Annotated in this window: 14 protein-coding genes; 5 read left to right on the top strand and 9 right to left on the bottom strand. The window is 67.0% G+C overall.

Annotated features, from left to right (window positions below; translation table 11 throughout):
• Positions 1-17: 17 nt before the first annotated feature.
• The 4 genes from CFB46_RS27320 to sapR form a co-directional block, all read right to left on the bottom strand.
• The gene (locus CFB46_RS27320; RefSeq protein ID WP_089501903.1) at positions 18-1,088 is read right to left on the bottom strand and encodes an ABC transporter permease; all 1,071 of its coding nucleotides are present in this window, start codon (positions 1,086-1,088) and stop codon (positions 18-20) included.
• Between the two features lie 10 nt (positions 1,089-1,098).
• Positions 1,099-2,700: an ABC transporter substrate-binding protein gene (locus CFB46_RS27315; protein ID WP_089501902.1), complete on the bottom strand. Its 1,602-nt coding sequence runs from the start codon at positions 2,698-2,700 to the stop codon at positions 1,099-1,101.
• A 61-nt stretch (positions 2,701-2,761) separates the two neighbouring features.
• Positions 2,762-3,325 carry a D-alanyl-D-alanine dipeptidase gene (gene ddpX / locus CFB46_RS27310; RefSeq protein WP_089501901.1) on the bottom strand — a complete coding sequence of 188 codons (564 nt, stop codon included), beginning with the start codon at positions 3,323-3,325 and terminating at the stop codon, positions 2,762-2,764.
• A 27-nt stretch (positions 3,326-3,352) separates the two neighbouring features.
• Positions 3,353-4,237, bottom strand: a complete 885-nt coding sequence (gene sapR / locus CFB46_RS27305; protein WP_089501900.1) for a sap1 transcriptional regulator SapR — start codon at positions 4,235-4,237, stop codon at positions 3,353-3,355.
• A gap of 256 nt (positions 4,238-4,493) precedes the next feature.
• Here sapR and CFB46_RS27300 point away from each other — a divergent pair, with 256 nt between their 5' ends.
• The 4 genes from CFB46_RS27300 to CFB46_RS27285 all read left to right on the top strand — a co-directional run bounded on the left by CFB46_RS27300 (position 4,494) and on the right by CFB46_RS27285 (position 9,161).
• Positions 4,494-4,742 (top strand): helix-turn-helix domain-containing protein, encoded by a 249-nt coding sequence (locus tag CFB46_RS27300; protein WP_089501899.1) that lies wholly within the window; start codon positions 4,494-4,496, stop codon positions 4,740-4,742.
• Between the two features lie 3 nt (positions 4,743-4,745).
• The gene (locus CFB46_RS27295; RefSeq protein ID WP_089501898.1) at positions 4,746-6,080 is read left to right on the top strand and encodes a type II toxin-antitoxin system HipA family toxin; all 1,335 of its coding nucleotides are present in this window, start codon (positions 4,746-4,748) and stop codon (positions 6,078-6,080) included.
• 423 nt (positions 6,081-6,503) lie between these two features.
• Positions 6,504-7,760, top strand: coding sequence for an oxalate decarboxylase family bicupin (locus tag CFB46_RS27290; RefSeq protein ID WP_027780868.1), 1,257 nt, complete (start codon positions 6,504-6,506; stop codon positions 7,758-7,760).
• A 93-nt stretch (positions 7,761-7,853) separates the two neighbouring features.
• Positions 7,854-9,161 carry an Nramp family divalent metal transporter gene (locus tag CFB46_RS27285; RefSeq protein WP_089501897.1) on the top strand — a complete coding sequence of 436 codons (1,308 nt, stop codon included), beginning with the start codon at positions 7,854-7,856 and terminating at the stop codon, positions 9,159-9,161.
• 54 nt (positions 9,162-9,215) lie between these two features.
• Here the strand turns inward: CFB46_RS27285 and CFB46_RS27280 are convergent, their stop codons facing one another.
• The 5 genes from CFB46_RS27280 to CFB46_RS27260 all read right to left on the bottom strand — a co-directional run bounded on the left by CFB46_RS27280 (position 9,216) and on the right by CFB46_RS27260 (position 14,878).
• On the bottom strand, positions 9,216-10,805 hold the full coding sequence (locus CFB46_RS27280; protein ID WP_089501896.1) for an ABC transporter substrate-binding protein: 1,590 nt from the start codon (positions 10,803-10,805) through the stop codon (positions 9,216-9,218).
• Between the two features lie 127 nt (positions 10,806-10,932).
• Positions 10,933-11,265, bottom strand: coding sequence for a sugar ABC transporter ATPase (locus tag CFB46_RS27275; RefSeq protein ID WP_027780865.1), 333 nt, complete (start codon positions 11,263-11,265; stop codon positions 10,933-10,935).
• A 253-nt stretch (positions 11,266-11,518) separates the two neighbouring features.
• Positions 11,519-11,848, bottom strand: coding sequence for a hypothetical protein (locus CFB46_RS27270; protein ID WP_089501895.1), 330 nt, complete (start codon positions 11,846-11,848; stop codon positions 11,519-11,521).
• Positions 11,849-11,999: 151 nt separating this feature from the next.
• A complete protein-coding gene (locus CFB46_RS27265) occupies positions 12,000-13,559 on the bottom strand; it encodes a DHA2 family efflux MFS transporter permease subunit (RefSeq protein ID WP_089501894.1) in 1,560 nt (519 codons plus the stop codon).
• 416 nt (positions 13,560-13,975) lie between these two features.
• Positions 13,976-14,878 (bottom strand): LysR family transcriptional regulator, encoded by a 903-nt coding sequence (locus CFB46_RS27260; RefSeq protein ID WP_027780862.1) that lies wholly within the window; start codon positions 14,876-14,878, stop codon positions 13,976-13,978.
• A 146-nt stretch (positions 14,879-15,024) separates the two neighbouring features.
• Between CFB46_RS27260 and CFB46_RS27255 the strand changes: the two genes are divergently transcribed.
• Complete coding sequence (locus tag CFB46_RS27255; protein WP_089502378.1) at positions 15,025-17,046, top strand: FUSC family protein; 2,022 nt, start codon at positions 15,025-15,027, stop codon at positions 17,044-17,046.
• Positions 17,047-17,052: the final 6 nt, after the last annotated feature.

The raw sequence follows: 17,052 nt of genomic DNA, 5'->3' as shown, positions 1-17,052 counted from the left end.
TCATGTCGGGGCGGCCCTCAGCGCGCACGCGGATCGAACACGCGGTACAGCGCGTCGGTCAGCAGGTTGACGGTGATGAACATCGCGCCGATCACGAGCGTCGCGCCGAGCACCGCGCTCATGTCGGCGTTCAGCAGCGCGCCGGTCAGATACGAGCCGAGCCCCGGCCATGCGAACACGATCTCGGTCAGCACCGAGCCTTCGAGCAGGTTGCTGTACGTGAGCGCGATCACGGTGAGCAGCGGCACCGCGATGTTGCCGAACGCGTGCCGCCAGATCACGCGACGCTCGGACAAGCCCTTCGCACGCGCGGTGACGATGTATTCCTGGCTCAGCTGGTCGAGCATGAACGAGCGCGTCATGCGGCTGAGATACGCGACCGAGTAGTAGCCGAGGATCGCGGCCGGTAGTGCGATGTGCGACACCGCGTTGCGAAATACGTCCCACTCGCCCGCGAGCGCCGCATCGATCAGCAGGCTTCCGGTGCGCGGGTCGACCATCCCGTCGTAGACGGGATCGAGCCGGCCGGGGCCGCCGACCCAGTGCAGCCGCGCATAGAACAGCAGCAGCCCCATCAGGCCGAGCCAGAATACCGGCACCGAATTGCCGATCAGCCCGACGAAGCGCGCGATGTGATCGATCGGCCGGTTGTGCTTCACGGCGGCCGCGACGCCGAGCGGCACGCCGATCGCGATGCCGATCAGCGTCGCGATCGTCGCCAGTTCGAGCGTGGCCGGGAACACGCGCTTGATGTCGTCGAGCACCGGGTTCGCGGTCAGCAGCGACACGCCGAGGTTGCCGTGCAGTACGTCGCGCGCATAGATCAGGAATTGCGTGACGAGCGGCTTGTCGAGCCCGAGCGCGATGCGCTCGGCCGCATAGGCGTCGGCCGACGCGCGATCGCCGAGGATCGCGAGCACGGGATCGATCGGCACCTTGCGGCCGATCACGAACGTCAGCGCGAGCAGCCCCGCGAACGTGACGGCGAGCGTGAGCGCCCAGCGCAGCACGCGCAGTGCCCAGCGCACGGCCGGGCGCCGCGCGGGCAGCGTGCGCAGTGCTTCGAGGGAGGAGGCGGGAGTCGACATGCGGCGAATCTTATTGCTTCTTCAGGTTGCGGTACGACACCAGATCGTTGATCGGCCCGACCTCGAGCCCGCTGACCCCGGGCCGCGTCGCGACCTGCGCGACTTTCTCGAACATGATCACGAACGGCGAGCGCGCGAGCATTTCCTTCTGCATCGCCTGATACAGCTGCGCGCGTTTCGCGGCGGCGGGCTCGGCGAGCGCGGTGTCGGTTTGCTTCGTGAGCTGCGGGATGTCCCAGCTGTTGCGCCAGGCCAGCATTTTATAGCTCGACTTGTCGGAATTGTCCGGATTCCACGCAAAACCCTGCGCGTTGCTGTGCGGATCGATGTAGTCGGCCGACCATTCGCCGATGTAGATGTCGTGCTGGCGCGCGCGGTATTTCGCGAGCGTCTGCTTGTTGTCGCCGGGGATCAGCTGCACCTTGATGCCCGCTTGCGCGAAGTTCGCCTGCACGGCCTGCGCGATCTCCGTGTACGGATAGTCGTTGCGCACGTCCATCGTCACGGAGAAGCCGTTGGGCACGCCGGCCTTCGCGAGCAGCGCCTTCGCCTTCGCGACGTCGAGCTTGTACGGGTTCGCGTTCAGCGTGCCGAGGAAACCTTCGGGCAGGAAGGTCTGATGCACCTTGTAGGTCGTTTTCACGACGTTGCTCTGGATGCCCGCATAGTCGACGAGCCATTTCAGCGCTTCCTGCACGTCGGGTTTCGCGAGCGTCGGGTTCTTCGTGTTCAGGCCGAGATACAGCAGCGTCGCCTGCGGCGATGCCGCCACCTTCGCCTTGCCGGACTTCACGACCGACGCCAGATCGTCGGGGCTCAGGTCGCGCGCCACGTCGACGTCGCCGTTTTCCAGCAGCAGGCGCTGGCTCGCGGCTTCGGGCACGTGACGCAGCACGATACGCTTCATCGCGAGCGGCAGCCGGTAGCCGTCGAAGCGTTGCAGCACGAGGCTGTCGCCGGCCGTCCACTTGACCAGCTTGTAGGCGCCGGAGCCGGCTTCGTTGGTCTTCAGCCACCCGTTGCCGAAGTCGTTGCCCTGCTGGTGCGACAGCAGCAGCTTCTTGTCGAGCACCGACGCGGGCCACGAGCCGAGCACGTTCAGCACGAAGGTCGGCGCGTACTTGTGGTCGGTCGTGACCGACACCGTCGCGTCGTCGAGCTTCTTCACGTTCGCGGCGACGTTGGCCTTGGTGAGGCCGATGCCGGTCAGCACGGCCGCGGGCCCCTTGTCGAGCAGCACCGCGCGCTGGATCGACCACGCGACGTCATCGGCCGTCAGCGGGTTGCCCGAGTGGAACTTGAGGCCGCTGCGCAACTTGAACGTATAGGTCAGCCCGTCGGCGCTCACCGTCCACGACTGCGCGACGTCGCCGTTGAATTTCGACGGATCGCGCAGGTCGACGCGCACGAGCCGGTCGTACGTGTTGGCGACGTATTCCTCCGGCACCAGCTCGTAGATCTCGCCTGGATCGAGCGTCGTGAATTCGTCGAGCAGCGTGGCCATCACGAACAGGTCCTTCGGCGTTTCCGCACGGGCGGCGGACAGCGGAACGGCGGCGAGAACGGACGCGGCGGCCAGCGCCGCGACGAGCCGGGATGTCGGGAATTTCATGTGCGCTCCATCGGTCGTTGAAGTCGTTGAACGTGAACGGAAAAGGGGGCGTGCATCGGCGTTACATCAGGCGCCACGGGCCGCTCGCCGCGTTGTCGATCTGCGGCAACGCGCGAGAGTCGGGCAGTTCGTAGTGCCACCATTCGCTGTCGATGTGCGCGAAGCCGGCCGCGTGCATCACGCCGAGCAGCAGCAGGCGGTTGCGTTGCACTTGCTCGGGCAGCCCCGCATGAAAGTGGCCCGATGCGGCGACCATCTCGTCGAAGCCGGTGCCCATGTCGAGCGGCTCGCCGTTCGTGCCGACGAGCGTCAGGTCGAGCGCGGTGCCGCGGCTGTGATTCGAGCCGCGGCCGAGATTGGCGACGAAGTTCGGATCGGGCAGGAAATCCCATAGCACCTGCTGCGCTTGCGGCGGCCGGTAGGCGTCGTAGATGCGCAGCGTGAAGCCGGCCTGCGCGGCGACGTCGACCGCGCGGCGCAATGCGGCTTCGGCCGGCGCCAGCAACAGGCAGTGCGCACGGCGGTAGATCGGCTTGCCGGTCAGGTTGCGCTCGGTCGCATAGACCAGATCGATGTCGACGCGATGCGTGGCGGGCGTGATTTCGACGAGGCGGTGATCGTTCATCGGCGGTTCAGGTGGGTTCAGGCTCACTCAGGATTCGAATTGGTCGAACGTGTGCTGCAGTTCGCGGTTGCGCGCGACGCGCCGGTCGATCGCGGGGCCGAGGCGATCGACCACGGCCGTGATCAGCAGGTTGAACAGGCAGGTGAGCGGCGCGAGCGAATCCCAGAACTGGCCGACGTCGGTCTTCACCTGGAGCAGATCGGCCGGCCATTCGCGCGCCCACGGGCACGACAGATCGGTGACCAGCGCGAACGGCTGGCCGCGCTCGGCGGCCGCCTGGCAATAGCGGCGCGCGCTGCGCGAATAAGCGCGCGTATCGGTGACGACGCAGTACGGCCGCTCGAATTCGGAGTTCAGCGAATCGACGTACGAGCCCGACTGGCCGTCGGAGTAGAACACGCGCGGGCGCAGATATTCGAGGTAGCTGCTGAATGCGTTGCTGATGCCGCGCGTCGACTGGATGCCGAGGATGAACACGGCGTCGGCATGCGCGATCCGGTCGGCGACCTGCGCGAACACCGGGCCTTCGGCCAGGCGGTACACGTGGCGGATCGCGTCGAGCTCGCGTTCGAGCGACGATGCGAGGGCGCCGTCGCTGCCGTTGCCGCGGTTGCGATCGGCCGGTTGCGTGCCGGCGATGCGGCGGTATTCGTCGAGCCGGTCGGTGATCATCCACGGGCGATCGCCGCCGCCGCGCAGTTCTCGCTTCAGGTCGTCGAGATTGCGATAGCCGACGCTGCGCAGGAAGCGGCCGACCGAGATGCCGCTCGTGCCGGCCTGCTGCGCGATCTGGTCGGCCGTCTCGAGCCCGAGCCGGTCGAGGTTCGCGAGCATGTAGCTCGCGATGCGCTTGGCGGTCGGCGTCAATTCGGCATAGCGGGATTCGACGGTACGGGCGAACGCGCAGGTCATCGGTTGTTAGATCGTTGTCGTCGGTTGATCGAATGTCATCCATCTAACAAAGCCAAAATCATTCGCGCCAGCGGATAAAAACTATGGCGTGAGGGCGGACGATAGGGTCGGGAACCCTCTCAAGAGCAGGGGCCGGCATACAAGGGTTCGCTTTTTATGTCTGTCATGCATATTTTGCGTTTATGTATGTGAGAAATAATTTGCGTTTATGCCTGTCAGGAATATACTGGGTTTATTGCCTACAGGAATACGCGCCGTGAATTTCATCGTCAATACGCCCGCGCAACTGGGCGAAATCCTGTCTTCGGCGCGTCAGGCCAACGGCCTGACGCAAGCCGAAGCGGCAGTGCGAATCGGCGTGGGCCAGTCGCGGCTGTCGCTGCTCGAAACCACGCGTACCGAAAGCCTGTCGCTCAGGCAGTTGCTCGAGCTGACCGCGCTGTACGGTCTCGAACTCAGCATCCGCACCAAGGGCGAGCCCGACGCAGCCGCCGCCGAGTGGTAAGCGATGGGACGCAAATCGCACACTCGCGCGCTGTCGATCTGGACGAACGGCCAGAGGGTCGGCACATGGCGGATTCCCGTGCGCGGCGACATGGAACTGCTGTACGACGCCGGCTGGAAGCAGTCGGCCGTCGGCCGCCCGCTGTCGTTGTCGCTGCCGTTCGGTGTCGGCGACGCTCCGTTGCGCGGCGAACGCGTCAATCATTACTTCGACAATCTGCTTCCGGACAGCGACGCCATTCGGCGCCGATTGGCCGCCAGGTTCGGCACGGCGACGACCGAGCCGTTCGATCTGCTTGCCGCGCTCGGTCGCGATTGCGTCGGGGCGGTGCAATTGCTCGGCGAAGACGATGCGCCAACCGGCCTGGATCGCATCGACGGTACGACGCTGTCGGACGAGGACGTCGCACGCGTGCTCGATCAGGCGAGCGGTGTGGCGACGGGAGCCGAGGACGACGACGATTTCCGGCTGTCGCTGGCCGGTGCGCAGGAAAAGACCGCGCTGCTGTTTCACGACGGGCGCTGGATGCGCCCGCACGGTGCCACGCCCACGACGCATATTCTCAAGTTGCCGCTCGGGCTGGTCGGCAACAAGCGGGCCGATCTCACGGCCTCCGTCGAGAACGAGTGGCTGTGTCTCGCGATCCTGCGAGCGTTCGGCCTGCCGGCGGCGGGTGCGGAAATCGTGCGTTTCGGCGCGCACAAGGTGCTGTCGGTCGAACGGTTCGATCGTGTGTTGCATCGTGACGGCGGGTGGCTGTTGCGCTTGCCGCAGGAAGATTTCTGCCAGGCGCTCGGCGTGCCGCCTCACCTGAAGTACGAGTCGCAGGGCGGCCCCGGCGTGCCCGATCTGGCCGGCCTGCTGCGCCGTTCGGAGACGGCGCGGGAGGATCTCGACACACTGTTCGCCGCCCTGATCGTGTTCTGGATGCTCGCCGCACCGGACGGGCATGCGAAGAACTTCAGCCTGCGCCTGCTGCCGGGCGGCCGTTTCCGCCTCACGCCGCTCTATGACGTGATGTCGATCTGGCCGGTCGAAGGCGATGGCGCGAACCAGTGGTCGTGGCACAAGGCGAAGCTCGCGATGGCCGTGCACGGCAAGCGCAAGCACTATGCGATGCGCGATATCACGCGACGGCACTTTAGCGCGATGGCCGAATATTGCCTGCTCGGCGATATCGCGACACCGATCGTCGAACGGCTCATCGCCACGACGCCGCACGTGATCGAGTCGGTCGGCGCCGCGCTGCCGCCCGGTTTTCCGGCAAGGGTCGCGGAGCGCATTCTGGGCGGATTGCGGTTCGCCGCGCAGCGGCTCGCCGACATGCCGCGGGAGTAAGCCGCGGCCCGGCGCGGCCCGGTCAGCCGGTGTTCGACGTATCGGCGTTCGCCTGTTTTCCGTTTTTCACGATCGGTTATCCAAATCCACTGCATCGCATTGCATTGGTGATTGCACGTTGCGCGCGTCAATCGTCTCCTGTCGCCATGCGTGACATCACGACCTGACGCGGTCGTATTTCCTCATTCACCGTACCTGACCGATTCGCCGACATCCGTCGCCGTCCGGCATCCCTTCGCGCCGAAATAATTACAAAATTAAAGCCGATCAGATTAAATCATTAATTCAGACTAATAATTCATTTAAGTTTTTCGGTGATTTGGATTTAACTTGCGTCACGGGATGTTTGATTTTCGATAATCCGAAAAGCAGTAAATGTTCCGTAATGGAAATTCTCTCTATTGCAGGAATGAAGAGGAAATCATGACGAATCTTTCTCGACGCAAGATGCTGGCGGGTACGGCCGGCGCCATTGCCGCCGCGGGCATCGCGGTATCGGCCAAGGCCGCCTCGTTCGGCAATCCGGACAGCCCGCCGGAAGGCGCGGTGAATGCGCGAAACCGCCAGAGTCTGACCGACCCGGGGCCTAAAAATCCGGCCATCGCCAATCAATTCCCGTCTTTTCAGAATCCGCCGGCCACCGATATCAACGGTATGCCGTTATTCTGGGCGTCTTTCAATAATGCCCATAAACGCATTCAGAATGGCGGGTGGGCGCGCGAAGTGACGCAGGACGATTTCGCGATTTCCGAAACCATTTCGGGCGTCAACATGCGGCTGACGCGCGGCGGCATTCGCGAGATGCACTGGCACCAGCAGGCCGAGTGGGCCATCATGCTCGACGGCCGCTGCCGGATCACGGTGCTCGACGAGCTCGGCCGGCCGTCCGTGCAGGACGTCAAAACCGGCGATCTCTGGTATTTCCCGCCCGGCCTGCCGCATTCGCTGCAGGGCCTCGGCCGCGACGGCGCCGAATTCCTGCTCGCGTTCGATAACGGCCGCGCATCGGAATTCAACACGCTGTTGCTGACCGACTGGATCGCGCATACGCCGCCCGACGTGCTCGCGCTCAACTTCGGCGTGCCGGCCGACGCGTTCAGGAACGTGCCGCTCGACAACCTGTGGATCTTCCAGGGCGACGAACCCGGCCCGCTCGCGGACGCGCAGCGCGCGTCGGCCGCGTCGGCCGGTGCGCCGCCGCATCCGTTCGTCTTTTCGCTCGGCGACATGAAACCGGTCAGGAAGACGCGCGGCGGCGAGGTGCGGATCGCGGACAGCACCAACTTCAACGTGTCGACGACGGTCGCGGCGGCGCTCGTCACCGTGCATCCGGGCGGCATGCGCGAACTGCACTGGCACCCGAACGCCGACGAGTGGCAGTACTACCTGCAAGGCGAGGCGCGGATGACGGTGTTCGACACGGGGCCGAAGGCGCAGACGGCCGACTTCCGCGCGGGCGACGTCGGCTATGTGAAGAAGAGCCTCGGTCACTACGTGCAGAACACGGGCCAGACCGACCTCGTGTTCCTCGAAATCTTCAAGACCGACCGCTATGCGGAGGTGTCGTTGTCCGACTGGCTCGCGCATACGCCGCCGAAGCTCGTCGAAGCGCACCTGAACGTCGCGCCGGACGTGATCGCGCAGTTTCCGCGCAATCGTCCCGACGTCGTGCCGCTGTAACGCCGCCATCGTCCTGCCATGGCCGGCACGCGGCAGGCCGGCCGCGGCATGTGCGCCCGAATCAGCCTTCCTCATTCGAACGGAAACCCCACCATGCTTCCCGTCCCGAGCAAACCTGCCGGCGGCTTCGCGCTGCCGGGCCCGTCCGCCGAGCCAGCCGACGGCGCGGCGCGCGCCGCGCTGGAAGGGCGCCGCACCGGCGTCGCCGCGCTGCTGCCGTTCGTCGGCCCGGCCGTGATCGCGTCGATCGGCTACATGGACCCCGGCAACTTCGCGACCAACATCCAGGCCGGCGCCGCGTACGGCTACCGGCTACTGTGGGTCGTGCTGGCCGCGAACGCGATCGCGATGCTGTTCCAGGCGATGTCGGCGAAGCTCGGCATCGTGACCGGCCGCAATCTCGCCGAGCTGTGCCGCGACCGTTTCCCCGTGCCGGTCGTGTGGGGCATGTGGATCGCGTCGGAGATCGCCGCGATGGCGACCGATCTCGCCGAATTCCTCGGCGGCGCGCTCGCGTTCGGGCTGTTGTGCCACCTGTCGCTGTTCGCGGGGATGATCGCGACCGCGTTCGCGACCTGCGCGATCCTCGCCCTCGAAAAGCGCGGCTTCCGGCCGCTGGAAGCGGCGATCGCGGCGCTGGTCGGCGTGATCGGCGCGTGCTATCTCGGCGAGCTGCTGATCGCGCCGCAGGACTGGCGTGCGGCCGCGTTCCATCTGGTGGTCCCGCAGATTCCGGATCATGCGGCGCTGACGATTGCAGTCGGGATCATCGGCGCGACGATCATGCCGCACACGCTGTATCTGCATTCGGGCCTCACGCAGGATCGCACCGCGCCGCGCGACGACGCGCAGCGGCGGCGGCTCGTGCGTTTCTCGAACCGCGAGGTCGTGGTCGCACTCGGGCTCGCCGGCTTCGTGAATCTCGCGATGGTGATGATGGCGTCGTCGGCGTTCCACGTGGCCGCGCCGGGCATGACCGACATCGGCGACGCCTATCACACGCTGATCCCCGTGCTCGGGCCGGCGGCCGGCGCGCTGTTTCTCGTCGCGCTGCTGACCTCGGGCGTGTCGAGTTCGGTGGTCGGCACGATGGCCGGGCAGGTCGTGATGCAGGGCTTCATCCACCGCCGCATGTCGATCTGGGTGCGGCGGGCAGTGACGATCGCGCCCGCGTTCGTGGTGGTCGCGCTCGGCTGCGACGTCACGCGGGCGATGGTGGCGAGCCAGGTCGTGCTGAGCTTCGTGCTGCCGATGCCGATGATCGCGCTGGTCATGCTGTCGGCGCGCACGGATGTGATGGGCGCTTACGCCATGCGGATGCCGCTCACGATCGTCGCCGGCGCGGCGACGATCGTGATCGTCGGGCTGAATGCGTACCTGGTATGGGCGGCGCTCAATTGAACGGGTGCGGGCCGGCCCTTGCTGCTGCATGTCCGGCGCTTCGCGCAGCCGCGATTATTTCGCGAGCGTCCGGTACGACACGAGGTCGTTGATCGGACCGATTTCCGGTCCGGTCGCGCCGGGGCGCGTGGCGACCTGCACGACTTTCTCGAACATGATGATGAACGGCGAGTTCGCGAGCACGGCCTTCTGCAGCGCTTCGTAACGCTGCGCGCGCTTCGCGGGCGACGGCTCGACGAGCGCGGCCTCGGTGTCCTTCGTCAGTTGCGGAATGTTCCAGCTGTTGCGCCACGCGAGCATCTTGGTCGGCGACTGGTCCGAGTTGTCCGGATTCCACGCGAAACCGCGCGCGTTGCTGTTCGGGTCCATGTAGTCGGGCGACCATTCGCCGATGAAGATGTCGTGCTGGCGCGCGCGGTACTTGCCGATCGCCTGCTTCGCGTCGCCGGGGATCAGCTTCACGCGGATGCCGCCCTGCGCGAGGTTCGCCTGCAGCGCCTGGGCGATCTCGAGGTACGGATAGTCGTTCGGCATGTCCATCGCCACGTCGAAACCGTTCGGCAGGCCGGCCTTCGCGAGCAGCGCCTTCGCCTTCGCGACGTCGAGCTTGTACGGGTTCGCGTTCAGCGTGCCGAGGAAGCCTTCGGGCAGGAAGGTCTGATGCACCTTGTAGGTCGTGCTGACGATGTTGCGCTGGATGCCGTCGTAATCGACGAGCCATTTCATCGCCTGCTGCACCTCGGGCTTCGCGAGGTTCGGGTTCTTCGTGTTCAGGCTCAGGTACAGGAGCGCCGACACCGGCCACGACGCGACCTTGATCTTGCCGGCCTTCGACAGCGCGGCGAGGCTGTCGGGGCTCAGGTTGCGCGCGGCGTCGGCGTCGCCGTTCTCCAGCAGCAGCCGTTGCGCGGACGCTTCGGGCACGTGGCGCAGCACGACGCGCTTCATCGGGTACGGCGTGCGGTATTTGTCGAAGCGCTGCAGCACGATGGTTTCGTTCGGCGTCCACTTGACGAGCTGGTACGGGCCCGAGCCCGCGTCGTTGGTGCGCAGCCAGCCGCTGCCGAAATCGTTGCCTTGCTGGTGCGACAGCAGCAGCTTCTTGTCGAAGACCGAGGCCGGGCACGCGCTCAGCACGTTGAGCACGAAGCTCGGCGCGTACTTGCGGTCGGTTTCGAGCACGACGGTTTGCGGATCGATCACGCGCACCTTCTGCGTCACGTTCGCCTTCGTCAGGCCGAGATCGGCGAGCACGCCGGCCGGCCCCTTGTCGAGCAGGATGGTGCGCTGCAGCGACCACGCGACGTCGTCGGCGGTGACCGGGTTGCCGGAATGGAAGGTGAGGCCCGGGCGGAGCTTGAACGTGTAGGTCACGCCGTCGGCGCCGACCGTCCACGATTGCGCGATCTGTCCGTCGAAGCGCGTCGGATCCTTCAGGTCGACGCGCACCAGCCGTTCGTAGGTGTTCGCGACGTATTCGGACGGCACCAGCTCGTAGATCCCGCTCGGGTCGAGGGTCGTGAATTCGCCGAGTTGCGTGGCGACGACGAAGATGCCGGGCGGCGTGGCCGCCTGCGCCGGCAGCGCCGGAACAAGCGCGACGAGCGCGGCGCTGACGAACAGCCGGGACAGCAGGTGCTTCATGCGGGCTCCACTGAAAAGGAATCGTGGTGCGATTCTCTCATCGACGGGTACCCGGATGAAAATATTCGGCAGGCGCGCCGGTTGGCGCGTGGCGACGGGCCGGGCGGACGCCCGGCGCGGGAGGGTGTCAGATCGCGCAGCGCGCGACCGCGAAGCGCATCGCTTCCTCGGCCGGCTCGTTGCCCGAGCCGCGCACGACCTTGATCACCGAGCCGTTGCCCGACGGCGTCAGCGTGACGAAGTACGAATTCGAGCCGACGGCGATGTCGGTCACGCCGTTGTGCTGCGATTGTTCGGTGCCCGACAGGCGGCTGTCGAGGCAGTTCGCGATCGCGTAGGCCGGACGTTGCGACGACACGTAGATCATCGGTGCCGTGCCCGAGCCGGCCGAGTCGGACGACGGAGCGGAACCGCAGGCGGCGAGCAGGGCGGCGGGAAGGAGCAGCAGGAATCGTTTCATGGTCGGTCGTCGGGTGTCTCGTATCGAGGCTGGGGCGCGGAGGGGCGAAACGCGAAGCTTCGCGACGAAACCGCCCGGAATCGGGCCGTTTTTGACGGACGGCGATGCAACAGGCGGCTGACGACGGAGTATACCCGCAGCATTCGACGCCGTCGGCGCGTTGAAACGATTCGATACAACAAGCACCCGCTGCCGCATCGCGGCAGCGGGCGTTCAGCTCGTGGCGAATGGGCGCTTGCCGGTGTTGTCGGTGTTATTGGCCGATCTTGTTGCTGACCGCATTTTCCTGCCGGTTCAGCACGTGCTTTTCGCTCTTCGTGATGTGGCTGTGATCCTGCGCAGCCATGTCCCGCTCTTCCTGGCGGATCTTGCGGTCGTCACGATGCAGGCGTGCGGCCTGCGCGTGCGACATCTCGCCTTCCTTCACTTCGTGACGGATGCGGCGATTCTGGTTGGCGAGACGCTGGTTGACCTCTTCGCGGCGCGGATGCGCGTTCTGCCACGGCGTGTCGGCGAACGCGGTGCCGGTCAGCACCGACATCAGGGCGGCGGCAATCGCGATGTGGCGGGTAAGGGCTCGCATGGTGGTTTCTCCTGTCGTTGCGCGTCCGGATCGTGGGCGCTTGAGGAAAAAACGCGATACGGGCACCGTCTGTTGACGTTTCCGCCTGTATCGATTGCAAGTCTTTATTACGTTTGCCGCGGCGCGGGGCGCGCGCCGCAGCGGGTCCGGATCAATGCGCGCCGGCCGCCGCCGCATCGGCATCGCCGCCGCCCGAGCGCGACGGTTTCGTGATCCAGATGAGCGGGATGATCGCGATGAAGATGATCGCCGACACGTAGAAGATGTCGTTCAAGCCCATCACGGCCGCCTGCGAATCGACCGACGCATTGAAGAACGCGAGCGCCGAATCGGGGCTCAGGTGCAGCAGCGAACGGCTCGTGTCGAGCTGCTGCGTGAAGACCGGATTGGTGACGCTCGCCTGTTCGGTGAGCCGCACGTGGTGCAGGATCGTGCGGTCGTTCCACGCATTGCCGATCAGCGACGTCCCCACCGCGCCGCAGAACGTGCGGCCGAAATTCGACAGGCCGGCCGCGGCCGGAATCTTTTCCGGCGGCAAGCCCGACAGGATGATCGCCGTCAGCGGCACGAAGAACATCGCCATCGGAATGCCTTGCAGCAGCGTCGGCAGTACGAGATCCCAGCGCGACACGTCGGTGTAGAACGTCGTACGCATCATGAACACGACCGCGAAGCCGACGAATGCGAGCGTCGCGAGATAGCGCGGATCGGTGCGCGGCAGCAGGCGGCCCATGATCGGCGTGAGCAGGATCGCGAACAGCCCGAGCGGTGCGGTGGCGAGCCCCGAATCGACCGCGCGGTAGCCGAGATAGCCCTGCATCCATTGCGGCAGCAGCACGAGCGTGCCGAAGAACATCCCGTATGCGACGGAGATCGCGATCGTGCCGCCCGCGAAGTTGCGCTGCGTGAAGAGCCGCAGGTCGACGATCGGGTTGGCCTCGTGCAGCTCCCACACGAGAAAGAACGCGAAACCGACCAGCGCGACGATGCCCAGTGCGACGACCACGGGCGAGTTGAACCAGTCGAGATCCTTGCCCTTGTCGAGCATGATCTGCAGCGACGCGACCCACAGCACGAGCAGAAGCAGGCCGACCGTATCGATCGGCAGGCGGCGCGTGGCCGATTCGCGATCGCGGAACACGAACCACGTGACGGCCGCCGCGAAGAAGCCGACCGGAATGTTGATGTAGAAGATCCACGACCAGTTGTAGTCGTACGTGATCCAGCCGCCGAGCGACGGCCCGGCGATCGGCCCGACGAGCGCCGTCATCGACCACAGCGCGAGCGCCGTCGACGACTTTTGCCGCGGCCACGCGCCGAGCAGCAGCGCCTGCGACAGCGGCGCGAGCGGCCCCGCGACCGCCCCCTGCAGAATCCGTGCGGCCAGCAGCGTCGGCAGGTTCGGCGCGATCCCGCACAGCCACGACGCGAACACGAACAGCAGGATCGCCGTGACGAACAGGCGTACCTGGCCGAAGCGTTGCGTGAGCCAGCCGGTCAGCGGAATCGACACCGCGTTCGCCGCCGCGAAGATCGTGATCACCCACGTGCCTTCGTCGACCGACACGCCGAGATCGCCCGAGATCGTCGGGATCGCGACGTTCGCGATCGACGAATCGAGCACGTTCATGAACATGGCGAGCGATACCGCGATCGTGCCGATCGCGAGCTTGCCGCCCGACAGCGGCGCCTGGGGTGACGGAGATGACATGGTGTTCCTGCGGGATGAAGGGGGCGTGCGGGGCGCAAGCGCCGGCAGCCGCGCGCACGCATGCGGCGCCTGCGCGGACGAGCCGCGAAGCGGACGGACACGCACCGCGCGTGGGCGGCGCCGCAAACGAGCGGCCGCTCGCGCGCCGCGTGCGGTTCAGGCGTTCAATCGGATCGGCGAAGCCGTGACGGGCTTCGGCAAGCAGGCAGGCCGGTCAGGAGGGCGCGACGCGCGTGACGCGTCGGCGGGCAGCGTTCGCGTGGCTGCCGTAGCGTGTGTGGCGGTTTTTCATCGCCACAGGCTAACGATGCGGCGAACGCCGATCAACGCTTGCGCGCTCATTAGTTCCTTTCCTGCGTCGCAACAATGCAGCGGACGTGCATCGATTGCAGGTCGTGCGGCGGGGGTTACATTGGCTAGGGCGCGGTCCGCCACGCGGTGAAGATTTCCGTCAGGAACTCGACGAATGCGCGCACCTTGCTGTCGAGCGTCGCGCGCTTCGGGTAGAGCGCGTGCAGCTCGACGTCGTCGGTGCGATGCCAGTCGGGCAGCACGATTTCGAGTTCGTTGCTCTCGAGCCGCCGTGTGGTGAAGTGGGTCGAAATCAGCGCGATGCCGCCGCCGCTCGCGGCCTGGCGCAGCACCGTGACCGATTCGTTCGAGATCAGCACGGGCCGCACCGGCACGTCGGCGACGTCGCCGGCCGCGTTGGTGAGGCGCAGCGTCAGGCCGGGCGTGTCGCGGCCGACGAACAGGATGTCGTGATCGGCGAGATCCTGCGGCGTGTGCGGCCGGCCCGCGCGGTCGAGATAGCGCGGGCTGGCCGCGAACTTCGCGTGCGACCAGCCGAGCGAGCGCGCGACATAGCCGGAATCGGTCAGCACGCCGGTGCGCAGCGCGACGTCGAAGCCGTGTTCGACGAGGTCGAGCGCGCTGTTGTCGTAGATCAGCACGAGCTGGACCAGCGGGTAGCGCCGGCGAAACTCGGCGAGCGCCGGTTCCAGTTCGAACAGGCCGATCGCGTAGGGCACCAGCACGCGCAGCGTGCCTTCGGGTTCCGTGCGCAGCGCGCGCACCTGACGGTCCGCGTCGAGCAGAATCTCCTCGGCGCGCAGGCAACGTTCGTAGTAGTCGCGCCCGGCTTCGGTGACGGACACGCGACGCGTCGTGCGGTACAGCAACTGGACGCCGAGGTCGTCCTCGAGCTGCCTGATCTTGCGGCTCACGCGGCTGAGCGGCATGTCGATCTGCGTGGCGGCGGCAGTGAAGCTGCCGCGTTCCACCACACGCAAGAATATCCGGATGCTCTCGAGGTCCATGCGATTCGTTTCAGTGGTCGGCATGCGCGCATCTTACCGTCGCGGGCCGGATCGCTGCGGGTCGAGCCGATTATCCCGCCCGGCGCAATAACGCATCCCGCCGCTGCCCCGTAGTGGCGGCCGGCACGCGACCGTATGCTCGCCGGATGAAATTCGCATTCCCCAGCATGCCGCCGCTCGCGGCCGTCCGGGCCGCGCTGCGCGACGCATGCCCGACGTTGCCGTCCGGCGCGCTTGCATTCGCACTCCGCAATACCGCCGCGTCGCTGCTTGCGCTCTATATCGCGTTCCGGATGAATCTCGACGATCCGATGTGGGCTGCCTCGACCGTATGGATCGTCGCGCAGGGCAGTCGCGGGATGGGACTGTCGAAGAGTCAGTACCGGATTCTCGGTACCGCGACCGGTGCGGCCGTCGCGCTTGCGCTGACCGGCGCATTCGCGCAGACGCCCCAATTGTTCCTGCCCGCGCTCGCCGCCTGGATCGGCCTGTGCGCGGGCATCGCGACCTTCCAGCGGAATTTTCGCGCGTATGCGGCGGTGCTCGCCGGCTACACGGCCGCGATCATCGCGATGGACGCGGTATCGGCGCCGCTGCACGCGTTCGACATCGCGGTCGCGCGGTTCCTGTACGTGGCGGTCGGCATCCTGTGCGGCGCGCTGTTCGAAACGGTCTTCGCGCCGGGCGCGCCGCTGAAGGAGGTCCGGATGCGGCTCGCGCGCTATCTCGACCGTGCGGTGGCGGTCGGCGCGGGCGCGCTGCGCCGCGAGCCGAACGGCGCGGCCGTGCACCGCCTGTTCGCGGATGCGCTCGAACTCGATACCGCGGCAGAATATGCGGCGGCCGGCGCACCGCCGGTGCGCAACGCGATCGGCCATTTGCGCGCGGCGGCGCTCGGCGTGCTGGCTGCGCAGGCGGCGGGGCAGGCGATCCGGGAGCACGCGGCGCGCGCGCACGATGCGCCGGAGCCGCTGGTCGACGAGGTCGCGCACGTGCTCGAAGGGATCGCTGCATCGGGCGACGCGGGGCACCGGATGGCCGCGCTGCGCGCACGCGTGGACGACGCGCTGCGCGCCGAGGCCGTCGCGCCCGCCGCTCCGGACACGTCGCGCCTGCTCACGCTCGACCGGCTGTCGGCGCTGCTCGGCGGGTTCGACCGCGCATTCGCGAGCCAGGCATTGCTCGACCGGCCGGTGCCGCCCCCCGCACGCGTGCGCTACGCGTTCCACCGCGATCCGGTGCTCGCGTGTCACAACGGCATTCGCGCGTTCATCGCGGTGCTGGCCGCGTCGGCGATCTGGGTCTTCACCGCGTGGCCGGCGGGCGGCGGGTTCGTCGCGATCACGGCCGTGGTGAGCGCACTGTTCTCGACACGCCCAAATTCGGTGCGTGCGATCGTCGGTTTCATGAAAGGCACGGCATGCGCGGCGGTCGCGGGTGCCGTCTGCAACTTCATCCTGCTGCCGGCGGTGTCGGGCTTCGAGATGCTCGTCTACATCCTCGGCGTGTTCCTGATCGGCACCGGCCTCGCGATGCGCCATCCGCGCACGGCCGCGATGGGCAGCGCGTTCTCGATCTTCTTCTGGAATTTCACGTCGCCGGACAACACGACCCGCATCGGCGATGCCGCGTTCCTGAATAGCGCGCTCGCGACGCTGCTCGGCATCGCGTTCGGCGCGTTGGTATTCGCGCTGGTGTTCCCCGGCGATCCGGGCACGAGCCGGCGACGCCTGCATCGCGCGGTGCGCCGCGATCTGGCGGGGATCGCGCGCGATCCGCGGGCGTGGCCCGCGAGTGCGTGGCTGAGCCGCACGGCCGACCGTCTCGCGCGCGAGCTCGGTTTCGCGGGCGGCCTGCCGCAGACGTTGATCGAGCGCGACCTGCTCGCGATATGGGGACTCGGCGACAGCTTGCTGTCGCTCGCCGAACTGGCCGCGCGCGAACCGGCCGTGCGTCGCGCGGCGGCGGTGGTGCGCGGGCGCGTCGCGCGGGCGGATTTCGCGCGGCTCGATCGGACTTGCGACTCCGCGGCCGGCCTGTTGCGACGACGCGTGGCCGCGCGCGCCGGCGACGACGCGCATGCGTTGCTGAACGGCGTGGTCCTCCTGCGACGGATCGCGGATGCGGCCGCCGAGCATCGCGACTTCCTGCGCGGCCGCCGCGATTGAGCGGGG

Source organism: Burkholderia sp. HI2761 (assembly GCF_002223355.1).
Lineage (GTDB): Bacteria > Pseudomonadota > Gammaproteobacteria > Burkholderiales > Burkholderiaceae > Burkholderia.
The sequence above is the reverse complement of the archived record's forward strand: the minus strand, read 5'-3'. Positions and strand labels throughout refer to the sequence as shown.